Source organism: Streptomyces deserti, assembly GCF_054782695.1.
The window spans coordinates 59,829-81,810 of the sequence record NZ_BAAGRZ010000031.1 but is presented as its reverse complement, the minus strand read 5'-3'; the positions used below and the strand labels follow the sequence as shown (position 1 = coordinate 81,810).

The window sequence follows — 21,982 nt, the reverse complement described above, 5'->3', positions numbered from 1 at the left end:
TGTTGCCGGTGTATCCGGACTGAGAGTTGTCCTTGGCGTTGGTGGGCTGCCACTTCAGGACGATGTCCAGGGCACCGTCACCGTCGAGATCACCGACCGAGGCGTCATTGGCCTCGTAGGTGTACGACACCCCGTCGGGGGTCCTCCCACCGGCGGGCGGGCTGATCGGCACGTCCTTGTAGCCGGTGCGGAACTGGAGCGCACGCTCGGAAGGGGCCTGCTCGGTGCCGTTCACCACCGCACGCACCGTGTAGTCGGCCGAGGCCGCGCCACCCGCGTCGAAGTAGTTCGTCGAGGCGGTGACGGGCGAGGAGTTGAGTCTGGTGCTGCCGCGGTAGACGTTGAACGCGACGTCGTTCGGATCAGTGGCCAGCCACCGCCACGACACCAGGTTTCCGCTGCCGGTGTGGACGCTGGTCAGCCCCCGGTCGAGTTTCTCGACCTGCCGGGCGGTCGCGGCATGCGCGCTCTGTGGCAGTGCGACGAGCGAGGAGACGGCCAGCGCGGCGACGGTGGTGATGCCGCCGATCAGCCGACCGTGTGACGTGCGGCGGACGGGCCGCCGACGCGGTGCGGCGCGCAGAAGCCGTTCTGAGTAGGTCACTGTGACCTCCGAGTGGGGGGGTGAATACGGCGCCCCGAGAAGTGCGCGGGGATGGTGGTCGGCTCTAGTGCCGGTGCGGAAGACGTACGTGGTGGTGATGCTCTGGGCCGGCAGATTCAGTCAGGCGGTGCCGTTGGACACGGCCGGCAGGCCGATCCCGGTCAGGACCGGCGGACAGACTGATCCCGGTCAGGACCGGCGACCGGGCGCCTCGCTGTTCCGTGTTCGTGGACATCTTGCGGAAGCGGCTACAGCGGGTACCTCTTCGGTCCACTCGTCGGGCACTGCAGGCTGGGAGCGCTCCCACATCGGTCTTCGCAACAGACAGCGTCCCGATCAGGTATCGATCTGTCAATCGTCGGCGCCCAATTCCGTTTGCCTCTGAAGGCACATCGAAAGATCGCACGGGCGGGAGGAGCCGGCCGCCGCCGAGACCGTGCTGATGGCCGGTCCGTCACCCGCCGCCCCTGGCGCGGCCGTCAGCCGTGGCCGATACCCGCACTCATGCCGGCGATCGTGTGGGCCCTGATGTCGAGGTGCGGTCCTTCGGCGAAACGGGTCACCACAGCGCGGACGTGGTCCTGGGCCGGCTGGACCAGGCCGTCGTACACGGCGACGCAGACTTCCCGCGCCCGTGACCGGGGCCAGTCGGGCGGCAGCAGCCCGATGGGGAGCAACGGGTCCAGGATGGGGAAGTGCCGGTAAGCGTGCATGACCTCGGTCCGGGCGCGTACCGCGTCGGCGCCGGTGACGCCACCGGCGCTGATATGGGGAAGCAGGCTGCTCCATCGGCTGATGAAAGCCTGGTAGTGCTCGGCGATGCCGGGCAGGTCCCATGCTTCGACCGGGTTGCGGTTGGCCTCCGTTTCGAGATCCTCCTGCCGCGCGCGGAACACGCTCACCGCTCCCCGCGCCAGGTCGGCCACCTCGATCCGCCCCTTGGGCGTCAGGGGGTGCGGCGACACCCAGACCGCGTCGTACAGCGGTGCGAATCCGCGCCAGCGCAGCGCGGTGCGCAGAGCACGCCGCCGCGTGCTTTCCGTTTCCGGGACGGAGAAGGCGATCAGTGTCCACCATCCGTCCCACGAGTCGGGTTGCGTGGTGAACGTGGCGATCGAGCTGCCGCCGCTCCACAGATCGACAGCGGCCTCCGGCGTCAGCCGGTAGGAGCTGTACCGCCCTTGCCGGCTGCCCTCCAGCACCCCTCGACGCGCCAGCCTGCTGATCGTCGTACGGGCGGCGCCGGCGGCCACCTGGAACTCGCCGAGCAACGCCACGATTGCCGCCGACGGCAACCACGCGCGGACGGGGAACGTGTAGTCGGCGATCAAGGTCACCGCCAGTCCCTGCGGTGACACGCTGCTCTGCCAGCCGGGCGACCGCACCGGGCCGGCGTCACCCTCGTCGGAGAAGAGCTCCTCGAGGTTGGACAGGTTCGGCAAGGTCGGCTCCGACGTGTTCGACAACGGCGGCACCACTGTAACGGCTGCGAGTCGCCCGGCCGGGGCTTCTGCGGGAGCTTCCGACCTCCCCGTTCGTCACCCGCTCCGACTGCCGGCCTGCCCGGCCGGGGGGTGTTGCGACAGCCCGCTCCGGTCGCCCGGACCCGCGCATACGCATCACCCGATATGCGCCGACTGCGCGGGCTCGGCATCCAGGTGGGGCGCCTGGATGTTCCTTTGCCGGTCGGGCCCATCGATTGACAGATGTATGCCCGACCGGGAAGCTGGTGGAAATCTCTTTGCGGGAGCGCTCCCAATTTGACAGGTGCATGCAAGAGGATCGTCCTGTGGCGGCGAGCGGTGCGTGCCCCACGTGTACCGGTCCCCACGAACAACCGTCCCCCCCCACGGACGTCTGCCGACGCGTCTTGCGCGCGGTCGGCGGGCGGAGAGGAGCGACCATGTCCTCGGCCCGGGCGTCCGGCTCCGGTCGGATCAGCCGCCGCACTCTGCTCAAGGCCACCACCGCGACCGCCGGGGCGATCGCCACGGCGGCCGCGGTCGCCGAACTCGAGACGCCGGCCGAGGCCGCCGCGGGTTTCGTCAAGGGCGTCGACATCAGCTGGGTGCCGCAGATGGAGGCGCGCGGTTACGTTCGGGGGCCGGGTGGACAGGGCCTCCGCCACCCGGGCCGCGCTGGTCGCCTACGTCAAGGCGCTGAAGGCCGAGGGAGGGCAGGGCATCTTCTGCTGGGAGTCGGAGTGCATGTCCCCGTTCACCGGCTACAACATGGGCGCCTGGGACTCCGCCACCAGGCGCCCCACCGTCATCATGGACGGCTTCACCCAGGCCTGAGCGACAGGTCGTGAACCTCAACCCGCTTGTTTCCCTGGTCAAGATGGGACCGTGATTGTAATGAGCATGGCATTTCGACGCTGTGACGGACGTGGCGCCCGGCTGGGTGCGGCGGGTCTCCTGACCCTCGCGGCACTGGCCGGCACCGGCGCGGCGCACACCGCTGCCGCCGCGCCGCAGGCTCTGCCGGCCGGCTGTTCCGGCACCTCGCCGATCACCTGTCGCTACGGGGTCTCGCCGGGCAACTACGACGTGACGGTCTCCATCGGCGGCGCCCTGGCCGGGGAGACGGAGATGTGGGTCGAGTCCCGGCGTCTGATGCTTCCGGCCACGAGAACGGCGGCCGGAGCCGTCGCCACGTACTCGTTCACGGTCAACGTGCGCCAACCGGAGGGGCAGCCGACCGGTCAGGGCGGCACCGGGAACCCCGGTCTGGACATCCGCTTCACGGGCTCCGACCCGCAGGTCTCGGCCGTCTCGGTGAAGCCGGCGGCCCAGCCGCTGGTCGCCTACCTGGCCGGTGACTCGACCGTGTGCGACCAGCCGGCCGCTCCGTACACCGGCTGGGGGCAGATGATCACGACCGCGGTGCGGCCCGGCGCGGTCATCGCCAACTACGCCGACTCCGGGGAGAGTTCGGGCAGCTCCTGAGCAACTCGGCGCTCTTCCCCGCGCTGTTGTCGAAGGTCAAGGCGAACGACCCCGTCTTCATCCAGTTCGGCCACAACGACAAGCAGACCAGCGCGTCCGCCTACCGGAACAATCTCACCACCATGATCTCGCGGGTCCGCGCCAAGGGCGGCGTCCCGGTCCTGGTGACGCCACCGGTCCGCCGGCTGTTCGACGGCAACCGGCTCACGCCGACGGCGCTGCACGTCAACGGCGTCGGCGTGAACCTGCCCGCCGAGATGCGCGTGGTCGGTGCGGCGCAGAGGGTGCCGGTGGTCGACCTGACCGCCAGGAGCAAGGCGCTGGTGGAGTCCCTCGGCCCGTCCGCCTCCGCACAGCTCTTCCTCCGCTCCTCCGCCGACGGCGTCACGGACAACACCCACTTCTCGCAGTACGGCGCGACCCGAATGGGCGGGCTGCTGCTCCAGAGCATCCGGGAACAGAACCTGCCCCTGGCCGCCCACCTGCGCTGACCGACGCGTGACCGTGCCCGTCCCTGGGAAGGACCGCATGAAGAAATTCCGGACTCTCATCGCGACCGCGCTGGTGACCGCCTTGTCGAGCCTCGGCGTCAGCGCCGCCTCGGCGGCCGGCAGCGCCGCTGCGAACTGCACCGGCGCCTCCCGCGCCACGGCCCCGGCTGCACGAGCCGCGGCCGCACCCGTCACCGTGTGGCTGGCCGGAGACTCCACCATGGCCAACCCGGGCGCCGCCCGCTGCCCGGTCGGCTGGGGCAGCCAGTTCGACGCCCTGTTCAACGACGACGTGACCGTCAGGAACCAGGCCGTGGGAGGCCGCAGCATCCAGACCTGGCTGTACGAGGGGAACGTGAGCAGCACCAAGGGGCCGGACGGCGAGTGCCGCCTCACCTCCACCACGTACTCGTCACGCTGGCAGGCGATGCTGAACGCGAGCACCGGGATGAAGGCAGGCGACTACCTGTTCATCCAGTTCGGTATCAACGACTCGTCCTCGGCCTGCCCACGGCACGTCGGCCCGGCCCGGTACCGGCAGCTGATGACCACGATGGTGCAGGCCGCTCTCGCCCGGGGAGCACATCCGGTGCTGCTCACCCCGGTGGCCGCCATCACCTGCTCCGGCGGCACGGCGACGAAGAACCGCGGCTTCGTCAACGAGACCTTCGCCGTCGGATCCGCCACCAGGGCGCCGGTCGTCGACCTGCAGTCGCTGAGCGTCTCGCTCTATAACAGCCTGCGCTTCTGCCCGCACAACGGCGACTACGGATCAGGCCCCGTGGGCGCCTTCTTCTGCAACGACCACACCCACTTCGAAACCTACGGTGCGCAGCGGATCGCCGGGCTCGTCGCCGCAGACGTGCGCCGGCAGAACCTCGCGCTCGCCACGTATCTCAAGTAGCCGGTGGCCTGATCACGGCGGTGCGGTTGTCGAGGACGCCCTCTTGCCCGCCGACGGCGTAAGCAGCGGCCCGGCTTGTGCCAAGCCTGGCCGCTGCCCTCCAGGCTGCCCTCGATCCGGTCCGGCAGGTCCTGGCTTCGCCCTCCGCCTCATAGCGTGGCGCGCAGGTGGCTGACGGTCACTAAGTGGTAGCCGCGGGCGGTGAGGGTGCGCAGGATCTGGGGGACGGCGGCGACGGAGGTGGCGTGGATGTCGTGCATGAGGACGACGTCGTTGGGCTTTGCCTTGTCGATGACGGTCTGGGCGCCTTGGCGGGGTAGCGGTACTTCCAGTCCTCGGTGTCGACGTCCCACAGCACCGGCGAGAGGGTGGTGGCGGCCTTGACGGTGCTGTTGATGGCGCCGTAGGGCGGGCGGAAGACGGTGGGGGTCTTGCCGGTGGCTGCCTTGATGGCGGCGCTGGTGCGGCCCAGCTGGGAGGCGATCTGCTGCGGGGTGAGCCCGGTGAGTCGGGTGGTTCCAGGAGTGGTTGCCGATCTCGTGGCCGGCTTTCGCCTCGGCGCGGACGAGGTCGGGATGGGCGGTGACGTTCTGGCCGACGGTGAAGAAGGTGACGCGCGCCTTGTACTGGGCGAGGTAGGTCAGCAGGGTCGCGGTCTCGGGGACGGCGGGCCCGTCGTCGAAGGTCAGGGCGATGCACTTGACCTTCTTGCAGTCGGTGTCGTCGTCACCGGAGGCGGTGTGGGTGGGGACGGCCGGAGCGGGGACGTGGGGCGCGCCCAGGTTGGGGTGAACGGCTGGGGCTCACGGTCTGCCGCTGGGCGCGCTTGCCGAACGCGGACAGCCATGGCGTGATCGTCTTCTTGGGGATGGTCACAGGCGAGTGCGCCCACGGCCTCGGCCCGGCTGCTCGGTGCCGTGTCGGCGGTGCCGGTGAGGACACCCGTGGCGTGGCGCAGGTCGCCGTCCCAGAGGGTGACGTGCCCGGTGGTGTCGCCGACGGCGAGCCGGGTGCTGTCGGGGCTGAAGGCGAGCGCGGTGACCTCGCGGCCGTCGGCGAGCGCCCACCCGGTGACCTTGCCGGAGGGCAGGTCGGCGTACTGGTCGGCGGAGCCGACGAGCAGCCGTCCGTCCGGCCGCACGGCCACGGCCTGCCCGAAGAGGCCGTGCAGGGTTCGCGGGGTGCGGTGGGTCCGGGTGTCCCAGACCTCCGCCGCCTCGCCGTCGCCCGTGGAGCGCACGGCCATCACCGTGCGCCCGCCGGTGCCCGGGGCGAGCGCGGACACGGGGCGGTCGGCCGCTCCGGAGGTGGTGAAGCTCGTCCGGATCCTGTGGTGGGCCCGTACGTCCCACACGGTGAAGCGCTGCCGCAGGGAGCCGCCCGAGGAGGTGGTGTCGGCGACGGCGAGCGTGCGGCCGTCCGGGCTGAAGGCCAGCAGCGGGGTCTCGTCGCCGGTGGCGTTCGGCAGGGGGCCGAGCGTGCTCCGGGCGAGGACGGCGCCCGTGCCGGTGGAGCGCAGCTTGGGGATCCTCGGCGCGTTCCACCAGCCCGGCCGCCTCCATCCGGTCCACCAGACGCGTAGCCCCGCCTGTGGTCAGTACCTGCTCCTGGGCGATGGCCCGCATCGACAGCCCGGGACCGCCCGCCCGCCCGAGGATGAGCAGCACCTCGAACATCAGATGGCTGATGCCGCACTCCAGCTCCAGCGACCGCCCGAGGCTGTACTCCAGCCGGTTCGCCGCCCCTGCAACCGCCCGAACGCCAGCACCAGCGCATTGAGGTAACTGGTTACCGATGGTGAGTATGGAGGTGCAGCAGGACGAACTCACCTAAGGAAAAGGGGCCGACCATGGGGTCCACCACCGCGCTCCGGATCGCCCGGCAGTACGCCGACATGACGGTCACCGACGGGACGTTCGCGCTGGAGCCGGCCATGGAGCCCTGCGGATCGAGGGCGAGCGCGTCGCCGGGTCCGGCTCTTCTCGGCGGGCCGGCAGGGCGAGGACGAGGGTCTGGGGCAATACCTGAGGGCGGGTCCGCCGAGATCTGACCGGGCGTCATTGATCCGACCGAGTCGCGCGCGTCGCGCCTCGCATCCAACCCGTAACAGTGTGTCGTACTGCCTCTGCGGGGGCGTAAGGAGCAAGTGGCTGTGACCAGCAAGAACATCGACATTGCGCGTGAGTACTTTCAGGCGGTGCAGAAGGGTGACCTGGCCAAGGTGGGCGAGCTTCTGGACGAGGAGGTCGTCTGGCATCAGCCGGGCGCCAACCGGTTCTCCGGTGAGCACAAGGGGCGCGACGCCGTCTTCGCGATGCTCGGCGGGATGATGGAGGCCAGTCAGGGCTCCTTCGCCATCGACACGATCCACGCTCTCATGGGCAACGGCGATACGGTGGCCGCTTCGATCCACTTCGCCGGTCGGCGCGGGGACGCGTCCATGGGCATGGACGGCGTGGATGTCCTGCGCCTCAAAGACGGGAGGATCGTCGAGATGTGGCTGTTCTCCGGCGACCAGGAGGCCGAGGACGCCTTCTGGGGGCAGTGAGCCGCCCGCACCCTTCCCAGGCGGAAGCCGTCCGGCACGGCGGTGCCGTGCAGGACGGCGTGGCCCCGGTTACCAGGCAACCGGCGGTTCCTGCGGGACCGTACCGTCCGGCCGGAACTCCAGCTCTTCGGCCGGCGCTGCGAGGCGGGGCCCCGGTGGCCTGCACAACAGTGCGTGAAGCGCGATCGGGAGTTCCATCCGGGCAAGGTTCGGGCCGAGGCACTGGTGGATGCCATAGCCGAAGGCGACATGCCCGCGGATGTTGCGGTCGGTGCAGACGTCGAGCCGGTCGAAGAACGCCGAATCCGAGTTGCCGGATCAAGGGCCATGGCCGGTCCCTTCCCGGCCTGGACGAGTGGTCCGCCGATGGTGACGTCGTCGGTCGCCGCGCGGACGATGTCGTTACTGGCGTCCACGGCATCGAGTCTCCGCGGTCCGACAGCTTCCGTTGGGCGGCGCAGTTGTCCGTCCGTGGCCGCGTCCGCGACCTCGCCGGGAGTGATCACTGACGGGCGTCGTAGCTTTCTCGCGCCGCGACTACTTCGGCGATGTGCTCTTCGGCCCAGTGGCCCAGTGCCTGAAGGGGGGCGTGCAAGGTGCGTCCCAGTGCGGTCAGCTCGTACTCGACTCTGGGTGGCACCTCGGCGTACACGTGCCGGGTGACGATTCCGTCGCGCTCCAGGTCCCGGAGCGTCTCGGTGAGCACTTTGGCGCTGATGCCGTCGACGGTGGCGCGCAGGTCACGGAAGCGCATGCGGCCGGCGCTGAGAGCGATGACCACCATCGCCGTCCATTTGTTGGCGATGCGAGCGAGCGAAGTACGAGACGGGCAGGTCGCCGTCATCACGTCGAAGGCCGGATGCTGTGGCATGCGTTACGCCTCCTCATTGGTTACGTTGAGGAATTTGGTTACTTGCGGTGAGTATATGCCCCGGCAGTCAGTACTCGACTGGACTCGAGCGAGGAGAGTCGAAGACGTCGTGCCAGTTGAAGGACGCCCGGTCCGAAGACCCTCGGACGACACGCTCAGGAGGGGAAAGCGATGGCGCACGACGAGGTGACGGGCGCACGAGGTACGGACGCGGCGGATCCGCCGCTGTCCATCCAGGTACACGGGGCGAAGGTCCACAACCTGAAGAACGTCGACGTGACGGTGCCGCTGCGCCAACTCGTCGCTGTGGCAGGGGTGTCCGGCTCCGGTAAGTCGTCGCTGGCGATGGGGGTGCTGTACGCGGAGGGCTCACGGCGCTACATCGAGGCGCTGTCCACGTACACCCGCCGACGTATGGCGCAGGCACCGCGTGCGTCGGTGGACAGCGTCGAGCACGTGCCCGCGGCCCTCGCCTTGCGGCAGCGGCCCGGGGTGCCCGGGGTGCGCAGCACTCTCGGCACGTCGACCGAGTTGCTCAACGTGCTGCGCCTGCTGTTCTCCCGGCTGGGATCACATCTGTGCCCCAACGGCCACCGGCAGGACCCGACGATCGACGTGGCCGCGGGACTGGACCTGACCTGCCCTGTGTGCGAGGTGACGTTCTACCCGCCGGGCGCGGAGTCGCTGGCCTTCAACTCGGACGGCGCATGCCCGCAGTGCACCGGTACCGGCATGGTCCGGGAAGTCGACGAAGCGGCTCTCGTCCCCGATCCGCAACGCACCATCGCCGAGGGAGCGGTGGCTCCGTGGTCGATGTTCGGGCTGACGGTGATGCCTCAGGTCGTCGCCGAGTTCGGGGTGCGCACCGACGTGCCGTACGCGGAACTGACCGCACGCGAGCGAGACATCGTCATGCACGGCCCCGCGGAGCAGCGGCACATCAGTGTCCGGTCCAAGAACGGCAAGTTCTTCGAGCTGGACTTCACTTACCGCAACGCCCGCCGCGCCGTCGAGGAGGCCCTGAAGAACGCCACCACCGAACGCGGGCTGAACCGTGTGAACAGGTTCATCAGTGCCCAGGTGCGTCCGGCCTGCCACGGCACCCGGCTCAGCGAGCAGGCCCGCGCCACCCTCGTCGACGGCATCAACCTCGCCGAAGCGACCGCGAAGACGCTCGACGAACTCATCGCCTGGGTCCCCACCCTCGCGGACGCCCTGCCGTCCGAGATGCGCCCGATGGCACGGAACATCGTCGCCACCCTGCTGGAGACTGCCCGCCGCCTGGTCGAACTCGGCATCGGCTACCTTGCCCTGGACCGGGCGAGCTCCACCCTGTCCACCGGCGAGCGGCAACGCGTCCAACTGGCCCGCGCCGTACGCAACCAGACCACCGGTGTGCTCTACGTCCTGGACGAACCCTCCATCGGCCTGCACCCTTCGAACGTGGACGGCCTGCTCGGCGTCATGCGCGACCTGCTCCGCGACGGCAACTCCGTGGTCCTCGTCGACCACGATGTCCAGGTCCTGCGCGAAGCCGACTGGCTCATCGAGATCGGCCCCGGCTCCGGCACCGAAGGCGACCGTCCTGGCCACCGGCGACGTCACCACGCTCGGCAAGGACCCCGACTCCCTGATCGGTGGATTCCTCACCGGCCGCGAACCCGTCCTCGTCCGCCAACGGGCCGGCCGCGACAAGATGTTCGACCAAGGCCGCATCCACCTCTCCACCCGGCCCCTGCACACCGTGCACGCCCTGGACGTCGACATCCCCCGGGGCCGCCTGACCGCCGTGACCGGCGTGTCCGGATCGGGCAAGACCACGCTGATCCTCGAAAGCCTGATCCCCGCCCTCCAGGCGAAAGCCGCGGGCAGAGCGCTGCCTGACCATGTGGCCGCGGTGGACGCACAGGCGATCACCCGGGTGAACACGGTCGACGCCACCCCCATCGGCGTCAACGTCCGCTCCACCGTCGCCACCTACAGTGGCATCCTCGACGACCTGCGCCGCACCTACGCCGCCACCGGTGCGGCCACGCAGCGGGGGCTCACCGCCGCGGACTTCTCCTACAACACCGGCTCCCTGCGCTGCCCCCGTTGCGAAGGCACCGGCCAGGTCTCCCTCGACGTCCAGTTCCTGCCCGACGTCGACATCGCCTGCCCCGCATGTGAGGGCACCCGGTACGCCCCCGCAGCCGCCGACATCCTCAGCCCGACCCCCGGAAACCCGGACGATGGGATGTCCTTGCCCGAACTGCTCGCCCTCACCGTCAGGCAGGCGATCGAGCAGGTCGGAGACATCCGCCGCGTGAGAACCCGGCTCCAAGCCCTCATCGACCTCGGGCTCGGATACCTCACCCTCGGCGAAGACACCCCGGCCCTCTCCGGCGGCGAAGCACAGCGGCTGAAGCTCGCCACCGAGCTGCCCCGGAACCAGTCCGACACCCGCTTCGTCCTGGACGAACCCAGCGTCGGGCTCCACCCCCTCGACATCCGCACCCTCCTGGACGTCCTCCAGCGACTGGGCGACAACGGCGCCACCGTCATCGTCATCGAACACGACCTGGACATGATCGCCAACGCCGACTACGTCATCGACATGGGCCCCGGAGGCGGCACCGCCGGCGGCACCATCGTCGCCACCGGAACACCCGCCGACCTTGCACATGATCCGCACAGCGTCACCGCCCGCTATCTCAGCCACCATCTGCACCCGACGAGGTGAACCGAGCAGAGTCGAGCCCTGGCTGCCGGGCTCGGCCTCTGTGCTTCATCCGGATCCGCCCCGCAGAGCGGGTTCCGCGGTCCGATGGTGCTGAGGTGGCGCCCTCACTGGGCACCTCCTGTCGCTGACGCGACCCACTTGGTGCGCACAGTGGGTCCGATGCCTCGAACGCTACGCTGCCCGGGATGCCTTCCACCTGATCAGGGTTATAACAGTCATGCCCCCCGTCATAGGGGCGGTCGTGATACGTGAGAGGGTCTGAGGCGTGAGTGAGACACCGTCGAACACCCTGCAATACCGCTTTGACGGGCCGGAAGAGGCTCCCGTCCTGATCCTGGGTCCCTCACTGGGTACCACCTGGCACATGTGGGACCGGCAGGTCCCCGAGCTGACCAAGCAGTGGCGCGTCTTCCGGTTCGACCTGCCGGGACACGGCGGCGCCCCCGCGTACCCGGCGGGCTCGGTCACCGATCTCACCGCACGGCTGCTCATCACCCTCGAAGGGCTCGGCGTGCAGCGCTTCGGCTACGCGGGCTGCGCGCTCGGCGGCGCGGTCGGCATCGAGCTGGCGCTGCGCCACCCCGAGCGGCTCGCCTCCCTCGCGCTGATCGCCGCCTCGCCCCGCTTCGGCACGGCCGACGAGTTCCGGCAGAGAGGCGTGATCGTGCGGACGAACGGCCTCGATCCCATCGCCCGTACGGCCCCCGACCGCTGGTTCACCAGCGGGTTCGCGGCCGCGCAGCCCGCGATCACCGAGTGGGCCGTGCAGATGGTCCGCACCACCGACCCCGGCTGCTACATCGCCGCCTGTGAGGCGCTCGCCTCCTTCGACGTACGGCCCGAACTCGGGCGCGTCGGCGTGCCGACCCTCGTCCTGGTCGGCTCGGACGACCAGGTCACCGGCCCCGCCGAGGCCCGCACGCTGGTCGCCGGCATACCGGACGCCCGACTCGCCGTCGTCCCCGGCGCCTCCCACCTGGTGCCGGTCGAGCAGCCCGCAGCCGTCACCGACCTGCTGGTCCGGCACTTCTCCACCGCCTGGCAGCCCGCCTTCGAGCACTCCACCGGCCAGACGGCCCTGCCCGCGGCAGCCGTCAAGCCGGTCCTGGCCGCCGCGCCGCCGCCGACCGGGCCCGTCGCCGAGATCGCCCCGGCCGTCGTACCGTCGCAGGCCCAGGGGCGGTCCGACCCGTACGACGCGGGGATCAAGGTCCGCCGCGAAGTGCTCGGCGACGCGCACGTCGACCGGGCGCTGGCACAGGCCGACGAGTTCTCGGGGGACTTCCAGGAGTTCATCACCCGCTACGCCTGGGGCGAGATCTGGGACCGGCCCGGCCTCGACCGGCGCACCCGCAGCTGCATCACCCTCACCGCCCTCGTCGCCGGCGGCCACCTGGAGGAACTCGCCTTCCACACCCGGGCCGCCCTGCGCAACGGCCTCACCCCGAGCGAGATCAAGGAGGTCCTGCTGCAGGCGGCCGTCTACTGCGGCGTACCGGCGGCGAACAGCGCGTTCAAGGTGGCACAGCAGGTCATCCGCGAGGAGACCACCCCCCGGCAGTGAGCATCCCCAGCGGGTGCGCGCCAGGATGGAGCCATGAAGCTCACGAAGAAGTCGCACGCCTGCGTCCGCCTCGAGAAGGACGGGCAGACGCTCGTCCTGGACCCCGGGGGATTCAGCGAGGAGGACGCCGCACTCGGCGCGGACGCCATCCTCGTCACCCACGAGCACCCCGACCACTTCGACGAGTTCCGGCTGCGCGCCGCGATGGAGAACAACCCGGCCGCCCGGATCTGGACCCTCAAGTCCGTCGCGGAGAAGATCTCCTCGGCCTTCCCGGGCCGCGTCCACACCGTCGGCCACGGCGACACCTTCACCGCCGCCGGTTTCGACGTCCAGGTGCACGGCGAACTCCACGCGGTGATCCACCCGGACATCCCGCGCGTCACCAACGTCGGCTACCTGATCGACGGTGGCAAGGTCTTTCACCCCGGCGACGCCCTCACCGTCCCCGACCACCCGGTTCAGACGCTGATGCTCCCGGTGATGGCCCCCTGGAACAAGATCTCCGAGGTCATCGACTACGTCCGCGAGGTCAGGCCGCAGCGCGCCTACGACATCCACGACGCCCTCCTCACCGACCTCGCCCGCCCCATCTACGACCGCCAGATCGGGCAGTTGGGCGGCTCCGAGCACCTGCGCCTGACACCGGGGGACTCGGCGGAGGTCTGAGTCCGGGGACCGGGCGGGGCGCGCTGTCAGACCCGCCTTGTAGGTTGTGGGGCATGCGCATCGCGACCTGGAACGTCAACTCGATCACCGCCCGCCTGCCGAGGCTCCTGGCCTGGCTGGAGAGCAGCGGCACGGACGTGCTGTGCCTCCAGGAGGCCAAGATCGCCGAGGACCAGTTCCCGTTCGACGAACTGCGCGAGCTCGGCTACGAGGCGGCGGCGCACGCGACCGGCCGGTGGAACGGCGTGGCGGTGCTCTCCCGCGTCGGCATCGAGGACGTCGTCAAGGGCCTGCCCGGCGACCCCGGCTTCGACGGCGTGGTGGAGCCCCGCGCCCTCTCCGCGACCTGCGGCCCGGTCCGCGTCTGGTCGGTGTACGTGCCGAACGGCCGCGAGGTGGACCACCCCCACTACGCCTACAAGCTTCAGTGGTTCGAGGCCCTGAAGGCGGCCGTCGCCGGCGACGCGGGCGGCAGCCGCCCCTTCGCGGTGATGGGCGACTACAACGTGGCCCCGACGGACGACGACGTCTACGACCGGTCCGCCTTCGAGGGCTCCACGCACGTCACCCCCGCCGAGCGCGCCGCCCTGGCCTCCCTGCGCGAGGCGGGCCTGGACGACGTGGTGCCGCGCCCCCTGAAGTACGAGCACCCGTTCACGTACTGGGACTACCGCCAGCTCTGCTTCCCCAAGAACCGCGGCATGCGCATCGACCTGGTGTACGCCAACGAGCCGTTCAAGAAGGCGGTCAAGGACGCCTACGTCGACCGCGAGGAGCGCAAGGGCAAGGGCGCCTCGGACCACGCGCCGGTCGTCGTCGACCTGGACGTGTAGCCCACGTCACAGCAACGTGAGGTCCACCGACTCCGCGAGGGCCGCCAGCCCCGCGTCCCCGGGGTGCAGGTGGTCCCCGCTGTCGTACGCGGGCAGCATGCGTGAGGGACGGGCGGGGTCGCGCAGCACGGCGTCGAAGTCCAGGACGCCGTCGAAGACGCCGGCGTCACGGATCCACTGGTTCACCGCGACCCGCTCGGCGTCCACGGCGGCCGTGCACCGGGCCTCGCCCTCGCACGGCGCGATCGTCGCCGCCAGCATGCGCAGCCCCCGGGCGTGCCCCCGCTCGGCCAGTTCCCGCAGCCCCGCGATCACCTGCTGCGCCGACGCGCCCCACCGCACGTCGTTGACGCCCTCGAACACCACCGCCGTACGCACCGACGTCTGCGCGAGGACGTCCCGGTCGAAGCGGTGCAGAGCGCTCACCCCGGCCGTGTCCGTGGAAACCCCGTCGCCGGGATAGCGGTCGGAGACCACACGGTTCCCCGAGATCCCCTGGTTGAGCACCCCATAGCGCGGCACCGCACGCTGGCCGAGCAACCGGGTGGCCAGCACATTGGGCCACCGCCGGTTCGCGTCCATCGTGGACCTGTCGCCGTCGGTGATGGAATCGCCCAGCAGCACCACGGACCCCGGCCCGCCGCCCACGTCCACCCCCGTCAGCAGCGGCCAGGTCGTCAGCACCGAGGTGTACGGCGCCGCGGAACCCTCCGCCGCGTGGTCACCCGGCTCGCTCAGGTACGACCGCTGCACCGCGAGCCGGTGCACGGGCGCCGCCGGCACCGGGCCGGGCAGGTGGAAACTCACCAGCAGATCGGCGTCCGCGGGCACCTCGAAACCGAGCGGATCGCTGTACGCCTGCGCCCCCGCGGGGATCTCCACGCCCGCCGCGCCCCGGAAGGACAGCGGCACCGGCGTACCCCGCGCCGCCGCGCCCGACGCCCGCACCGCCACGGTCGCGCTGCCGATCCGCACCGGCGCCGCGGCGAACGTGTTGTCGAACCGCAGCCGCACGCGCGGCCCGCCGGCCGACGTGTGCACTACCAGCCGCAGCGTCCGGTCGGTCCACGGCCCCACCGCGGTGTAGCCGGACGTCGAAGCCGCCCAGCTGCCCGTCCAGCCGGAGGCGGCGGCCCGTACCGACAGCGCGAACACATGCAGACCGGCCGCCTCCGGCAGCCGGACCGAGACGACCTCGCGCCCCGGCAGCAGCGGCACCGTCACGACGTACAGCCGGGCCCGCTCGGCGAGCCGGCCACCGGGCGTGTTCACGTGCGGCAGCGCCACCGCCTTGGTGGCGAGCGGGCCGGTGCGCCAGTCCGGGGCGGTCAGGTGGTACGCGGACCTGGTGCCGTCGGCGTACGCCACCGTGCCCGCACCGCTCGCCGTGCCGCCCGTGCCCGCCACCAGGAAGGCGAGGGCGTCACCCTGACCGGTGACGCGGACGTCCTGCCCGTCGGCCCGTACGTTGTCCGGCTCGCCCGGCTGCCGCCGCGGCCAGGTCAGCTGTGCCCCCTGCACGGTGAGCACGCGCCCGGGCGTCCAGCCCGCGGCCGTGAGGTCCCGCGCCGACAGCGAGGCGCCGGAGCTGTCGAAGTCCGCCTGCCCGGGCCGGGCGTCGTCGCTGACGGCGGTGTTGTCGAAGAGCCGTTCCAGCGGCAGCGGCACGGACCGCCCCTGCGTGGCGGCACGGACCGACCCCGCTGAGACCAGCGACGCCAGCAGGGCCAGAACAACCGCGATCCCCCGGACCCATCGGCGCACGGCCGACTCCTCCCGCCGACGTGAAAGCCGCGACACAAGACGCCTTGTGAAGCTAAGGAGACGCCGGCGACCCGGTCAACGAGCCATGCGCGAACTCGGCGTGAACTCGTCCGGAACCGACCGACCTCGCGCGCCTGTGGTGCGTACGGCGGTACGAATGACAGGCTGGAGGTATGAACATCCCTTTCCTGGGCAACCGGCGCCAGAAGCTCGGGCTCCCCGATCCCGAGGGCATCGCGGAACTCCTCGCCGAGTGCGAACTGCTGCGCTCCCAGGCGTTCCAGGCGGGCGTCCGACTGGACGACACCGCCGCCTCGTTGGAGGCGCTCGACCAGTTGCTGCCGCGCTGGCGGGACGACGAGGAGATCCTGCCCTGGCTCGGCAACGACGCCGGGCTCTACCTGGGCACCGTGATCGTGCGCACCGTGCCGGGCGCGGCCTGGGAGATCCGGCTCGACGGGCAGCCCGTGGTCCGGCTGGCCTCCGGCCGGGAGTTCGACGTCGTGGCCTCCGGGCAGGAGTGGGCCGCCAGCGGCGCTCCCGAGCTGTCGCAGCTGTACGCGGAGGTCGCGGAGGCGTGAATCATGGGCCACAGATTCGCAATTCGCCGTAAATACGGCTAATGCCCGAAAGGTGCGTGTCGCCGGGGCCGGGGCGATCTTGCCTGGATACGTTGCGGCAACCACCACACAGCTGAGAGTGAGTAGGGCTGAACATGGCCGTCGATCCGCTGATCGAGCTGCGTGACGTCAACAAGTACTTCGGGGAGCTGCATGTCCTGCAGGACATCAACCTCAGCGTCGGCAGGGGGGAGGTGGTCGTGGTCATCGGCCCGTCCGGGTCGGGGAAGTCGACCCTGTGCCGGGCGATCAACCGGCTGGAGGTCATCCAGTCCGGGACGATCATCCTCGACGGGCAGCCGCTGCCGGACGAGGGCAAGGCCCTCGCGCGTCTGCGCGCCGATGTCGGCATGGTCTTCCAGTCCTTCAACCTCTTCGCCCACAAGACCGTCCTGGAGAACGTCTCCCTCGGGCAGGTCAAGGTCCGGGGACGCAGCAAGCAGGACGCCGACAAGCGCTCCCGGGAGCTCCTCGAGCGTGTCGGCGTCGCCGACCAGGCGAACAAGTACCCGGCGCAGCTCTCCGGCGGCCAGCAGCAGCGCGTGGCCATCGCCCGCGCCCTGGCCATGAGCCCCAAGGTGATGCTGTTCGACGAGCCGACCTCGGCCCTCGACCCGGAGATGATCAACGAGGTCCTGGAAGTCATGCGCCAGCTGGCCCGCGAGGGCATGACCATGATCGTCGTCACCCATGAGATGGGCTTCGCCCGCTCGGCCGCCAACCGTGTCGTCTTCATGGCCGACGGCCGCATCGTCGAGGACCGTACCCCCGAGGAGTTCTTCACCGACCCGCACAGCGACCGTGCCAGGGACTTCCTCTCCAAGATCCTCCATCACTGATCCGCCGTCAGTGAACCGGGACGACGCGGGCCACCACGTCCCTCCCGGCCTCGACTACGATGTGCCCTTCATCCCGTCGGACCAGGGTGACTTGGCCGGTCCGGCCGGGATGTGCGTGCCGCTCGCCCGGTTCGCGGACCGGGTCGCGGCGGAAACTCAGATGCCGTCGCCGGGGAGACCCCCCACGGCCCTCGACCGCAGGGGGCGGCGGTTCACATCGGCCAGGCCCGTCCGGCGGCAGCCGGAGATCACTGCTCGCGCAGCGGAACCGACACGTACGACGGGTCGTTCGCCGGCGAGGAGAAGGTCAGCTGCGCGCCGGACGGGTTGTGCTCGATGTAGAGCGGGTCGACCGTGTCGACGACCAGGGCGAGGCGGTGCCCGGCCGGGACGTCGTAGGCCGTGGAGTACAGCTCCAGGTCGACGCCGAACGGCTGACCGGGCGTACGCCCGTGGAAGGTGTACGGCGCGGTGCTGACCAGCTTGCCGAGGCCGAGCGGCCCCACGTCGTAGAGGTAGGCGACGAGGGTGCCGCTCTCCTTGGTCGGTGTGAGGGTGGTGTGCAACCTGGCCGTGCCGCGCAGGCGTTGGGGCGTGCCGTACCGCTCCGACTGCCACACGGCGGCCCAGCGGCGGGGGAGCAGGGGGATCGCGGCGACCGGGGGCAGTCGGGCCACCTGGTCGAGGATGCTGGAGAGGAAGACGATCCCGCCGTCCGCACCGGAGTTGACGTTCGCGCGGATGGTGGTCGTGCCCGCCAGGGCGATCTTCCGGCTCGTCGCGCCGACCGACTTCCAGTCCGGGTAGCCCTCGTAGTCGCCGGACGAGCGGGACTTCAGCCGCACGGGCAGCTCTCGGTCGATGCCGTTGTCCTCGCCCCTGAGATGGTGGTCGAACCAGCGCCCGGTGCTGGTCCACACGTCGTTGGGCAGCCCGAACAGGCCGGTCACCTCGGGGGTGGCGTGGTCGCCGGGCCGCAGCTCCAGTCTCTTGGGGCCGGTCAGCTTCTCGTAGAAGTCCGTGTACTGGTTGGGCGAGAAGATCGTGTCGCCCCACGCGCCGGCGAGCAGGAGCGCGGTGCCGTTGGTGTTGAGACGGTCGACGTACGTCACAGCGGAACGTTTCTTTCCCCAGGCGATGAGCTCCTGTTCCTTGGCCAGGTTCGAGGCGTAGAAATCGTCGAACACCTGCCGTAGTTCAGCGCTCTGACGGCCGGTCACCAGGCTGGCGCCGTCCAGCACGGCCGCCCCCTGGACGTGCTGGGTGCGCCCGGAGTAGATCGAGCCGATCAGGTCGGCCCAGCCGCTGAGCGCCGCGACCGCCCGGACGCGCTTGTCGTGCGCGGCGGCGAGCAGGCTGATGCCGGCGCCGTACGAGACGCCCGCCATGCCGATGTGCCGGGCGTCGGAGGGGGTGTGGGCGAGCGCCCAGTCGATGACCTTCGACGCGTCGGCCACGTCGGGTGGCCCGGCGACTTCTATCTCGCCGCCCGACTGCCAGAAGCCGCGCACGTTGTACGTCACCACGACGTACCCGGAGTCGGCGAGCTTCTGGGCCTGGGCGAGGTACTCGGCCTGGGGCAGGCCCCAGCTCGTGGGCAGCACGATCAGCGGGTGGCGGCGGGTGCCGTCGGAGCCCTTCGGGGTGACGACGTTGGCCTTCAGGACGGTGCCGCCGTCGCCGGTGATGTCGACGAAGCGGACCGGATTCGGTGCCGCCGTCGCGGTGGTGGGGGCGAGCCCGAGGGCGCTTCCGGCGACCAGGGTCGCCGAGACGGCGCCTACGGCGGTGGTACGCAGGGCCTTGCGTGTGTGTCCCACGGGTCACTCCTCACTCGTGTCAGTGCAAAGTGACCCGACGGTAACCTCAGCCCTTTACCAGAGGTAACCCGTCGGTAAGTCACGCGCCAGTAACGGTTGTTGGCGTGTGGCGGGTTCAGGAGGCCCGGTGGGAATTGCGTGCGGCCGGGGCCGGCAGGGGGCTCTGCGCGGCCCGGGTCACGTCCGCGACGAGCTCGACGACGTCGGGGCCGTAGGCCTGCGAGTTGATCACCTTCAGCAGCAGCACGAAGGAGTGGGTGCCGTGCTTGCGGGCCAGCCGCTCGTGGTTGCGGGCGAGGTAGCGGGTGGCGGCCTGGTTGGTGATCGAGGTCTGGCCGCAGAAGAGGAAGACGGGGTGGGTGTTCTGGCTCTGCTGCGCGGTGAGCCGGGCGAGCAGGACGTACTCCTCTCTGCCGACCTCCACGCGGTAGCGCTCGCTGCCGATCTGGAAGGCGCCGCGGTACCGGGTTCGGTGTCGACGTTCACCCGGACGCCGGGGAGCAGGGAGGAAAGGTGTGCCGCCATACGGCGGTTCGACGCCGGGCCGCCCACACAAAATTCGGTGCGCTCACCGAAGCCCTGGCGTGCCGTGTCGTGCGGCAGGATCTGGGCGTGGGCGCGGCAGTCCTTGATCAGCGCGGCGAGTTCCAGGAGCGCGAACACGTCGTAGCGCATCACCGTCAACTCGGGCCCGCCGGCCCCACGGTTCACCACCAGCAGCGACTCGGAGTTGTCGGGCAGCCCGAAGAACGCCTGCTTGCGGCGGAGCCTGCGCTTCCACAGGTAGGTGCGGGCCACCCAGCCGAGCGCGGCACTGATGCCCGCGGCTATCACGCCCAGGACGATGTTGCGCACGTCGTCATTCATGGGCGCGCATGGTAGCGGGCGAAGGGCACCGGCGTTCGAGAGGATCCTGACGAGGTCATGGCGATGAACTAAGCTGCGCGGACGGCCCTTTCTGGAGGTGCGGATGCGTCGACCTGTCGCACGGAAACTGGCGGTCCTGGCGGTCTCGACCGCTGTCGTGTCGGTGGGGGCGGCGGCGCCACCCGCCGCGCCCGGCAAGCCCGTTGAAGCAGTCAAGAAGGTCCCGGTGGCCGTCGGCCACGGCGGCGCGGTCGCGAGCGTCGACGCGGACGCCTCCGCCGCCGGCATCGAGGTCCTCAAGAAGGGCGGCAACGCCGTCGACGCGGCCGTCGCCACCGCCGCCGCGCTCGGCGTCACCGAGCCCTACTCCGCCGGCATCGGCGGAGGCGGCTACTTCGTCTACTACGACGCCAAGTCCCGCACGGTGCACACCATCGACGGCCGCGAGACCGCGCCCCTGACCGCCGACGCGAACCTCTTCGTCGAGAACGGCAAGCCCCTCGCCTTCGCCGACGCCGTCAGCAGCGGCCTCGGCGTCGGTACCCCGGGTACGCCCGCCACCTGGCAGGCGGCACTGGACAAGTGGGGCAGCCGGAAACTCGGTCCGCTGCTGAAGCCCGCCGAGCGCCTGGCCCGCGACGGCTTCACCGTCGACGCCACCTTCCGCGCGCAGACCGCCGCCAACGAGACCCGGTTCCGCTACTTCCCCGACACCGCCGAGCTGTTCCTGCCGAATGGGCAACTCCCCGTCGTGGGCACCACCTTCAAGAACCCCGACCTCGCCCGCACCTACGCGGAGCTGGGCAGGAAGGGCGTCGGCGCGCTCTACCGCGGCGACCTCGGCAGGGACATCGTGAACACGGTCAACAAGCCCCCGGTGGACCCGGCCTCCGGCTGGAATGCCCGTCCCGGGCAGCTGTCTGCCAAGGACCTGGCCGCCTACCGCGCCAAGTTCCAGGCGCCCACGAAGACTTCGTACCGAGGCCTCGGCGTCTACTCCATCGCGCCCTCGTCCTCCGGCGGCACCACGGTGGGTGAGGCACTGAACATCCTGGAGAAGACCGACCTGTCGAAGGCGAGCGAGGTGCGGTACCTGCACCGCTTCATCGAGGCGAGCCGGATCGCCTTCGCGGACCGGGGACGCTGGGTCGGAGACCCCGCCTTCGAGGACGTACCGACCAGGGAACTGCTGTCCCAGAAGTACGCCGACTCGCGCGCCTGCCTCATCCGGGACGACGCGGTGCTCACCAGCCCGCTCGCACCGGGCGACCCGCGCGACCCTGCGCCCTGCGGCTCCGCGGGCACGGCGGCCCCGACGACGTACGAGGGCGAGAACACCACGCACCTGACGGCCGCCGACAAGTGGGGCAACGTCGTCGCCTACACACTCACCATCGAGCAGACCGGCGGCAGCGGCATCACCGTGCCCGGGCGCGGGTTCATCCTCAACAACGAGCTGACGGACTTCTCCTTCGCCCCGGCCAACCCGGCCGTGCACGACCCGAACCTGCCCGGCCCGGGCAAGCGGCCGCGGTCGTCGATCGCACCGACGATCGTGCTGGACCAGCACAACAAGCCGGTGGTGGCGCTGGGTTCACCCGGAGGCGCAACCATCATCACCACCGTGCTGCAGACCCTGACCGGGTTCCTCGACCGCGGCCTGCCGCTCGTCGACGCGATCGCCGCGCCGCGCGCCAGCCAGCGCAACGCGGCCCGGACGGAACTCGAACCCGGCCTGTACGACAGCGATCTGAGGGAGCAGCTGGAGGCGATCGGGCACGCGTTCCGGCTGAATCCCGAGATCGGCGCGACCACGGGCGTGCAGCGGCTGCCGGGCGGGAAGTGGCTGGCGGCGGCGGAGAAGGTGCGCAGGGGCGGCGGCTCGGCGATGGTGGTCCGTCCCGTCCGCTAGTACCTC

Annotated in this window: 20 protein-coding genes and 3 pseudogenes; 13 read left to right on the top strand and 10 right to left on the bottom strand. The window is 70.6% G+C overall.

All coding sequences use genetic code 11. The annotated features are described in order from the left end of the window. Together ACYVMZ_RS33230 and ACYVMZ_RS33225 are read right to left on the bottom strand one after the other, a co-directional pair. The coding region (locus ACYVMZ_RS33230) for a rhamnogalacturonan endolyase family protein (protein WP_461086375.1) at nt 1–583 on the bottom strand (583 nt) is incomplete at its 3' end. Nucleotides 584–1,083: 500 nt separating this feature from the next. Next, complete coding sequence (locus ACYVMZ_RS33225) at nt 1,084–2,079, bottom strand: PaaX family transcriptional regulator (protein ID WP_461086365.1); 996 nt, start codon at nt 2,077–2,079, stop codon at nt 1,084–1,086. A gap of 633 nt (nt 2,080–2,712) precedes the next feature. Between ACYVMZ_RS33225 and ACYVMZ_RS33220 the strand changes: the two genes are divergently transcribed. From ACYVMZ_RS33220 to ACYVMZ_RS33205, 4 genes are all read left to right on the top strand, one after another. Further along, nucleotides 2,713–2,901 (top strand): hypothetical protein, encoded by a 189-nt coding sequence (locus ACYVMZ_RS33220; RefSeq protein WP_461086363.1) that lies wholly within the window; start codon nt 2,713–2,715, stop codon nt 2,899–2,901. Between the two features lie 66 nt (nt 2,902–2,967). Next, nucleotides 2,968–3,552 (top strand): hypothetical protein, encoded by a 585-nt coding sequence (locus tag ACYVMZ_RS33215; protein ID WP_461086361.1) that lies wholly within the window; start codon nt 2,968–2,970, stop codon nt 3,550–3,552. Further along, nucleotides 3,435–4,043, top strand: a complete 609-nt coding sequence (locus ACYVMZ_RS33210) for a GDSL-type esterase/lipase family protein (protein WP_461086359.1) — start codon at nt 3,435–3,437, stop codon at nt 4,041–4,043. The genes ACYVMZ_RS33215 and ACYVMZ_RS33210 overlap by 118 nt, the downstream gene beginning before the upstream one ends. 37 nt (nt 4,044–4,080) lie before the next feature. Beyond that, nucleotides 4,081–4,947, top strand: coding sequence for a GDSL-type esterase/lipase family protein (locus ACYVMZ_RS33205; RefSeq protein WP_461086357.1), 867 nt, complete (start codon nt 4,081–4,083; stop codon nt 4,945–4,947). Between the two features lie 433 nt (nt 4,948–5,380). Here the strand turns inward: ACYVMZ_RS33205 and ACYVMZ_RS33200 are convergent. The 3 genes and pseudogenes from ACYVMZ_RS33200 to ACYVMZ_RS33190 form a co-directional block, all read right to left on the bottom strand. Next, nucleotides 5,381–5,636 (bottom strand): annotated as a pseudogene (locus tag ACYVMZ_RS33200) (polysaccharide deacetylase family protein); the annotation flags it as partial. After that, complete coding sequence (locus ACYVMZ_RS33195) at nt 5,633–6,301, bottom strand: WD40 repeat domain-containing protein (RefSeq protein ID WP_461086355.1); 669 nt, start codon at nt 6,299–6,301, stop codon at nt 5,633–5,635. The pseudogene ACYVMZ_RS33200 and the gene ACYVMZ_RS33195, both read right to left, overlap by 4 nt. 169 nt (nt 6,302–6,470) lie before the next feature. Continuing rightward, a pseudogene (locus ACYVMZ_RS33190) lies at nt 6,471–6,718 on the bottom strand (MarR family winged helix-turn-helix transcriptional regulator); the annotation flags it as partial. A 381-nt stretch (nt 6,719–7,099) separates the two neighbouring features. On the opposite strand from ACYVMZ_RS33190, the gene ACYVMZ_RS33185 reads away from it, so the two are divergent. Beyond that, a complete protein-coding gene (locus ACYVMZ_RS33185; RefSeq protein WP_461086353.1) occupies nt 7,100–7,495 on the top strand; it encodes a nuclear transport factor 2 family protein in 396 nt (131 codons plus the stop codon). A gap of 69 nt (nt 7,496–7,564) precedes the next feature. Here ACYVMZ_RS33185 and ACYVMZ_RS33180 read toward each other — a convergent pair whose 3' ends face one another. Further along, nucleotides 7,565–7,756: a cytochrome P450 gene (locus tag ACYVMZ_RS33180; RefSeq protein WP_461086373.1), complete on the bottom strand. Its 192-nt coding sequence runs from the start codon at nt 7,754–7,756 to the stop codon at nt 7,565–7,567. A gap of 241 nt (nt 7,757–7,997) precedes the next feature. After that, nucleotides 7,998–8,366, bottom strand: a complete 369-nt coding sequence (locus ACYVMZ_RS33175; RefSeq protein ID WP_461086351.1) for a winged helix-turn-helix transcriptional regulator — start codon at nt 8,364–8,366, stop codon at nt 7,998–8,000. A 171-nt stretch (nt 8,367–8,537) separates the two neighbouring features. On the opposite strand from ACYVMZ_RS33175, the gene ACYVMZ_RS33170 reads away from it, so the two are divergent. The 5 genes from ACYVMZ_RS33170 to ACYVMZ_RS33150 all read left to right on the top strand — a co-directional run bounded on the left by ACYVMZ_RS33170 (nt 8,538) and on the right by ACYVMZ_RS33150 (nt 14,154). Continuing rightward, on the top strand, nt 8,538–10,250 hold the full coding sequence (locus tag ACYVMZ_RS33170; RefSeq protein WP_461086349.1) for an excinuclease ABC subunit UvrA: 1,713 nt from the start codon (nt 8,538–8,540) through the stop codon (nt 10,248–10,250). A 13-nt stretch (nt 10,251–10,263) separates the two neighbouring features. Beyond that, nucleotides 10,264–11,088 (top strand): hypothetical protein, encoded by an 825-nt coding sequence (locus ACYVMZ_RS33165; RefSeq protein WP_461086347.1) that lies wholly within the window; start codon nt 10,264–10,266, stop codon nt 11,086–11,088. Nucleotides 11,089–11,353: 265 nt separating this feature from the next. After that, the gene (gene pcaDC / locus ACYVMZ_RS33160; RefSeq protein ID WP_461086345.1) at nt 11,354–12,652 is read left to right on the top strand and encodes a bifunctional 3-oxoadipate enol-lactonase/4-carboxymuconolactone decarboxylase PcaDC; all 1,299 of its coding nucleotides are present in this window, start codon (nt 11,354–11,356) and stop codon (nt 12,650–12,652) included. 33 nt (nt 12,653–12,685) lie between these two features. Next, nucleotides 12,686–13,321, top strand: coding sequence for an MBL fold metallo-hydrolase (locus ACYVMZ_RS33155; protein ID WP_461086343.1), 636 nt, complete (start codon nt 12,686–12,688; stop codon nt 13,319–13,321). A 53-nt stretch (nt 13,322–13,374) separates the two neighbouring features. Then, the gene (locus ACYVMZ_RS33150; RefSeq protein ID WP_461086341.1) at nt 13,375–14,154 is read left to right on the top strand and encodes an exodeoxyribonuclease III; all 780 of its coding nucleotides are present in this window, start codon (nt 13,375–13,377) and stop codon (nt 14,152–14,154) included. 6 nt (nt 14,155–14,160) lie between these two features. Here the strand turns inward: ACYVMZ_RS33150 and ACYVMZ_RS33145 are convergent, their stop codons facing one another. Further along, nucleotides 14,161–15,918 carry an SGNH/GDSL hydrolase family protein gene (locus tag ACYVMZ_RS33145; RefSeq protein WP_461086339.1) on the bottom strand — a complete coding sequence of 586 codons (1,758 nt, stop codon included), beginning with the start codon at nt 15,916–15,918 and terminating at the stop codon, nt 14,161–14,163. A gap of 173 nt (nt 15,919–16,091) precedes the next feature. On the opposite strand from ACYVMZ_RS33145, the gene ACYVMZ_RS33140 reads away from it, so the two are divergent. Continuing rightward, entirely contained in the window at nt 16,092–16,499 is a 408-nt protein-coding gene (locus ACYVMZ_RS33140) for a DUF6278 family protein (protein WP_461086337.1), read from the top strand. A gap of 134 nt (nt 16,500–16,633) precedes the next feature. Further along, a complete protein-coding gene (locus tag ACYVMZ_RS33135; RefSeq protein ID WP_461086335.1) occupies nt 16,634–17,377 on the top strand; it encodes an amino acid ABC transporter ATP-binding protein in 744 nt (247 codons plus the stop codon). A gap of 248 nt (nt 17,378–17,625) precedes the next feature. Here the strand turns inward: ACYVMZ_RS33135 and ACYVMZ_RS33130 are convergent, their stop codons facing one another. After that, nucleotides 17,626–19,197, bottom strand: coding sequence for a CocE/NonD family hydrolase (locus ACYVMZ_RS33130; RefSeq protein ID WP_461086333.1), 1,572 nt, complete (start codon nt 19,195–19,197; stop codon nt 17,626–17,628). A 115-nt stretch (nt 19,198–19,312) separates the two neighbouring features. Then, nucleotides 19,313–20,064, bottom strand: a pseudogene (locus tag ACYVMZ_RS33125) (hypothetical protein). Between the two features lie 103 nt (nt 20,065–20,167). Here ACYVMZ_RS33125 and ggt point away from each other — a divergent pair. Beyond that, nucleotides 20,168–21,976, top strand: a complete 1,809-nt coding sequence (gene ggt / locus ACYVMZ_RS33120) for a gamma-glutamyltransferase (RefSeq protein ID WP_461086331.1) — start codon at nt 20,168–20,170, stop codon at nt 21,974–21,976. The last annotated feature ends 6 nt before the right edge of the window (nt 21,977–21,982 follow it).

Bases quoted from the DNA above. Each gene is read 5' to 3' on its own strand.
- ACYVMZ_RS33215 (WP_461086361.1), top strand. From the start codon at position 2,968: ATGGCATTTCGACGCTGTGACGGACGTGGCGCCCGGCTGGGTGCGGCG.
- ACYVMZ_RS33205 (WP_461086357.1), top strand. From the start codon at position 4,081: ATGAAGAAATTCCGGACTCTCATCGCGACCGCGCTGGTGACCGCCTTG.
- ACYVMZ_RS33175 (WP_461086351.1), bottom strand. From the start codon at position 8,366: ATGCCACAGCATCCGGCCTTCGACGTGATGACGGCGACCTGCCCGTCT.
- ACYVMZ_RS33170 (WP_461086349.1), top strand. From the start codon at position 8,538: ATGGCGCACGACGAGGTGACGGGCGCACGAGGTACGGACGCGGCGGAT.
- ACYVMZ_RS33155 (WP_461086343.1), top strand. From the start codon at position 12,686: ATGAAGCTCACGAAGAAGTCGCACGCCTGCGTCCGCCTCGAGAAGGAC.
- ACYVMZ_RS33150 (WP_461086341.1), top strand. From the start codon at position 13,375: ATGCGCATCGCGACCTGGAACGTCAACTCGATCACCGCCCGCCTGCCG.
- ACYVMZ_RS33140 (WP_461086337.1), top strand. From the start codon at position 16,092: ATGAACATCCCTTTCCTGGGCAACCGGCGCCAGAAGCTCGGGCTCCCC.
- ACYVMZ_RS33135 (WP_461086335.1), top strand. From the start codon at position 16,634: ATGGCCGTCGATCCGCTGATCGAGCTGCGTGACGTCAACAAGTACTTC.
- ggt (WP_461086331.1), top strand. From the start codon at position 20,168: ATGCGTCGACCTGTCGCACGGAAACTGGCGGTCCTGGCGGTCTCGACC.